The organism is Rhizobium sp. SG2393 (assembly GCF_042610495.1).
Lineage (GTDB): Bacteria > Pseudomonadota > Alphaproteobacteria > Rhizobiales > Rhizobiaceae > RU20A.
On sequence record NZ_JBHGAP010000020.1, the window covers coordinates 1 to 2311 of the forward strand.

Here is a 2311-nt window from a genome sequence, read left to right on the forward strand (position 1 = left end):
CCGGCGCTGCTCGTCGTCCTCGAAACGCAGGTCATCGTCGACATACGGCGCCCCACCGGCAATGAACGACATCGGCTCACCGGGAAGAAGCCCTGTTGCCGTCAACAGCCGGACGATCGCCGTCTCGACGCCTTCCACCTCCGACTGCACCGTCACGAAGCCTGTGCGGCTTGACGCTAGACTGACCAGCTCGGCAAGCGTTCGTCCCGAGGCCGTAAGCGCCTTTGCCAGAACGACGGCAGCGATCAGATGCCCGGACATGGGCGGCGGACCTGCTTCCCCGACGAGACGGATCGCATAGGCGCGGCGCTCCGCGTCAGCCGCGGGCCACGACGCGTGATCGAGCTTACGCGCCAGCAGCCGTCTAAGCCGCTCCGGCACAGGCGGGCGGACGTCCACAGGACCGACGTCGGAGCCGAAGGAATTCTTCGCCGCGTTCACGCTCTTCGCTGGCTCAACCAGNTCCGGCACAGGCGGGCGGACGTCCACAGGACCGACGTCGGAGCCGAAGGAATTCTTCGCCGCGTTCACGCTCTTCGCTGGCTCAACCAGCAGGCTCGCAAAATGGCGACGGATCCAGGCGACGTCCTGATCCACGTTGCCGGACAGCTGGCTCATATCGAACGAGGGACTATAGCGCCTGATGATCGCGCCATTCCATTCCACCAGCTTCAGTTCGAGCAGGCCGTTGAGCAAGGCGGCACGCAGTGTCTGCCGACGGGCGTCCTGGCGCAGTCGCTGGACGAGAAGATGCGTCAACTTATCCATGCGACGCCTCCTCGGTCGCGGAAATTGGTTCCGGAGCTACGGCTGACGTCGCCTCGACGGCAACGGGCCAGCGCGGCCGCTTGCGCCCCCGTGGTCGCATGGCTTCAGGCGGAGCTGCGCCGAGCCTTGCCACGATGCGATCGCGAGGGGTCTTGCGCGCACGAGAAACTGATGGCTCGCTCGAGTCCGTGGTGGCCTCGGCAGATTGGTCCGGGACCGAGGCGCCAGTGCGATACCTGTCGAGCCAGGACAGCAACAGGCGGCAGGCGGGATTGCCATGATCGGCATGGGCTTGCAGCCGGGACATGACGACGTCCGGAACCGTACCAGTCAGACCCTTCCCCTGCCGGACATGGGCAAGCGCCAGTCCGATCAGGATTGCCGGATCGTCGGCGAGCGGATCGGCACGGCCGGATCCGGGATGATGCAGAATGGTGCCATGCGACCGATGGCAGGGGACGGACTGTGCGATCGAGGACGACGCAATCGCTTCGCAACGGATGTGACGCGGCACATCCGGGGTGAGGTCGGAGGACATGAGGACTCCTTGGCCGAACCGTTATCGGTCCAGCGCGCATGAGACAGGGGGATGAAGAAGCCGCAGCCTCGGAACCGGATGCTGTGCGGCAATCGCGCCCGGCGTCCGGCGGCTGACGTCCGGCGCAGGGCGGCAAACGTCAGGTCCGGGCTTCAGGCGATCCGGCAGCAGGCATCAATGGCAGTGGGCTGAGGCTTGAGACTCTGGGCTCGAAGCTCGATCAATGCGACCGACGTCGGGCAAAGCCGACGCGCACGAAGACAGGCGCAGACTCGTCATCGTCACACGCTGCGTCAGAAGGGTTGTCGGATCCCGGTTCGTCGTGATCGGCATCATCATCCAAAGCGCGCGCAGCCCGGTCTTCCGCGAAGCTACGGCTATGACCGTTGAGATTGATCCACGGACGGGTCGGCGCCGTTCCCTCGGACGTCACGACCGCCGTGCCTGCCACCGGCAGCCTGTCGAGGCCAAGCGCCTTCAGCGCCTCCGCTTCGAGAAGCTGCTGCACCCGCTGACCGAAGCGACGGCGCAGTTCCGCCATACAGGCCGCCACGCCATCGATCTCCAGGAGGTCGTCGATCTCCGAGAGCGCCCAGACCCCGCTGGCATGATCGCTCGGACGGCTGGCGCCATCGACGATCGCGACTTCCACCGCATCGACCATCAACCGCTTCTGGGTTTTGTAGAGCCAGTCCGGCAGAACCATGGCCGCCGCCATCATCTTCATCTTCAGCTCCTCGAGCCTGCTCGTGTCGCCGTAGGAGGCAAGCGAGCGCTTGAGGTCGAGGATGTAGGCGGTGTGCCGGGCACGGTTCACCACGATCAGGTCGGGCGTGTAGCTGCCCTTTGCCGGGGCCTCGCAATCGAGTTTCACACCCTCGAGGCAGCCCCAGTCGTTGCCGGAGACAGCTTCCATGGCCGCCTTCACCAGCGGCAGCTTCAGCGACTGCGTCAGGACCAGCACACTCGGGTTGGCTTTCGCCAGCCGCTCGACCGCCTGCTCCA

General features: G+C 65.6%; 2 protein-coding genes. Both read right to left on the minus strand.

What is annotated here, in order from left to right; all coding sequences use genetic code 11:
• Nucleotides 1-760: 760 nt before the first annotated feature.
• The gene (locus ACED18_RS20505; protein ID WP_377295442.1) at nt 761-1306 is read right to left on the minus strand and encodes a hypothetical protein; all 546 of its coding nucleotides are present in this window, start codon (nt 1304-1306) and stop codon (nt 761-763) included.
• 220 nt (nt 1307-1526) lie between these two features.
• Nucleotides 1527-2311 (minus strand): hypothetical protein (locus ACED18_RS20510; protein ID WP_377295443.1); only part of this gene is annotated, 785 nt, incomplete at its 5' end.